We start from the raw sequence: 2,253 nt of genomic DNA on the forward strand, positions 1-2,253 counted from the left end.
CGCCTACGACCCGCTCACCTGGCGCGGACCGCAGGACGCGATGGCCCACGAGTTCTACCGCTGGGAGCGTGGCGCCACCGGATAGCCCACGCCGTGCAGGGCCCGACACCGCCGAAGGAACCAGGCATGTTCGAGATCGAGAGCAGACCCACCACCCTCAAACGGCCCGACTGGGTCAGATGCGGGCAATGCACCGAACTCGTGTACGGCAAACGCTTCGCGCGCACCCTGCACGTGTGTCCGGGGTGCGGCGACCACGCCCGGCTGACCGCGCGGCACCGACTGGAGCAACTCCTCGATCCCGGCTCGGAATCGGTCCTCGAAGCGGCCCGGACCCTGCACGACCCGTTGCGCTTCGCCGACTCGCGTCCCTATCCCGAACGCCTGGACGAGGCCCGCGCCGCCACCGGCATGGACGAGGCCGTGCTGTGTGTCCGCGGCACCGTCCTCGGCCGGCCCGTCGTCGTCGCCGCGATGGATTTCCGCTTCCTCGGCGGCAGCCTCGGCTGCGCGGTCGGCGCGCTGATCACCGAGGCCGCCCGAGAGAGCCTGCACGAACGCGTCCCCCTGCTGCTCGTCACCGCCTCCGGCGGAGCGCGCATGCAGGAGGGCGCTTTGTCGCTGATGCAGATGGCCAAGACCGCCCAGGCCCTCGCCGAACTCGACGAGGCGGGCATCCTGGTGCTGTCCCTGATCACCGACCCGACGTACGGCGGCGTCGCCGCGTCGTTCGCCACCCTCGCCGACGTGATCCTGATCGAACCCGGCGCCCGGATGGGCTTCGCCGGCCCGCGGGTCATCGAACAGACCATCGGCGAAAGCCTGCCTGCCGGGTTCCAGACCGCCGAATTCCTGCTCGAACACGGGATGGTGGACGCGATCGTCCCGCGCGCGTCGCTGCGGACCACGATCGGGCACTTCCTGCGGCTCGTGGAGCCGGCGGTACGGACCGACGCCGTGGGTGGGGCGGGGAGCGCCGGCGCGGTCGAGTCGGGTGCGGGCGGGGTGGGGGGCGGCGATGCGGAGCCGACGACGTGTGACATTCCCGGCGCCTTCGAGGCGCTCGTCGAGCCGGACCGCGTGTCGACCACGGCGGCGCCGGGTTCCGAGGCGTCCGATCCGCTCGACCTGCACGCGTGGACCGCGGTACGGCTCGCCCGACACCCCGAGCGCCCCACCGCGCTCGACTATGCGAGTCGGCTGCTGACCGACTTCCACGAACTGCACGGCGATCGGATCGGCGCCGACTGCCCCGCGGTCATCGGCGGTCCCGGCCTCTTCGAAGGCGTCCCGGTGATGCTGATCGGCCACCAAAAGGGCGGCGACGATCTCGCCGAGCGGCAGCGCCGCAAGTTCGGCATGGCCACCCCGGCGGGCTTCCGCAAGGCCGCCCGGCTGATGCGCCTCGCCGCCAAGCTCGGGCTCCCCGTGATCACCCTCGTCGACACCCCCGGCGCGAACCCGGGACCCGATGCCGAACGCGCCGGTCAGGCCGTCGCCATCGCGGAGAACCTGCGGCTGATGTCGAGTCTGCCGGTGCCGCTGATCGCCGTCGTCACCGGAGAGGGCGGCAGCGGCGGTGCCCTCGCGCTCGCGGTCGCCGACCGGGTGCTGATCAGCGAAAACGGCGTCTACTCGGTGATCAGCCCCGAAGGCTGCGCCGCGATCTTGTGGAAGGACCCCGCGGCGGCACCGGCCGCGGCCGCCGCGCTGCGGATGAACCCGCGGGAACTGCTGCGCTTGGGCATCGTCGACGGCATCGTCCCCGAGCCGCCCGGGGGAGCCCACACCGACCGGGGTGCGGCCGCCGCGCTGCTCCGTGCGGCCCTGCTTCCCGTCCTGGACGAACTGACGCCCATCGACGCGACCCGTCGCGTGCGCGAACGCCGGGATCGATACCGGAACTTCGGCATGCACAGGGACCCGGACACGGACACGCACCTCGACACCGACACCGACAGCGGAGGGAAACCGAGATGAACCCGGACGACGGACCACTCAACCGCCGGGACGGCCACGCGTACGATCCGGAGCACCACGCCGGGCTGAACGGCAACGGTCCCGGCTACGTCGTGACGTCGGACTCGGCGGCGGCCGTGGTGTCGGCACAGACATCGGCTTCCGAACCGGCCTCCGAACCGGCGTCGGTGCCGGCGTCGGTCGGTACGCCGGGCGTGATGCCTGGCGACCGGCCAGGGCCGGACACGGCGGCCGTGCCCGGCGTGCCGCTCCGGACCCCGCCGCGGCTGATCA

At 72.6% G+C, this 2,253-nt stretch carries 3 protein-coding genes; all 3 read left to right on the forward strand.

Translation table 11 applies throughout. The annotated features are described in order from the left end of the window. Positions 1-85 (forward strand): TcmI family type II polyketide cyclase (locus GT354_RS02695; protein WP_161354535.1); only part of this gene is annotated, 85 nt, incomplete at its 5' end. Between the two features lie 41 nt (positions 86-126). Beyond that, positions 127-1,980, forward strand: coding sequence for an acetyl-CoA carboxylase, carboxyltransferase subunit beta (accD, locus tag GT354_RS02700; protein ID WP_161354534.1), 1,854 nt, complete (start codon positions 127-129; stop codon positions 1,978-1,980). Then, positions 1,977-2,253: hypothetical protein (locus GT354_RS53340; RefSeq protein ID WP_237534309.1), on the forward strand; the 277-nt coding region annotated here is incomplete at its 3' end. The genes accD and GT354_RS53340, both read left to right, overlap by 4 nt.

Source organism: Streptomyces sp. SID3343, assembly GCF_009865215.1.
Lineage (GTDB): Bacteria > Actinomycetota > Actinomycetes > Streptomycetales > Streptomycetaceae > Embleya.

What these genes read in the sequence shown, in the direction of transcription:
- accD (WP_161354534.1), top strand. Translation starts at nt 127, where the DNA reads ATGTTCGAGATCGAGAGCAGACCCACCACCCTCAAACGGCCCGACTGG.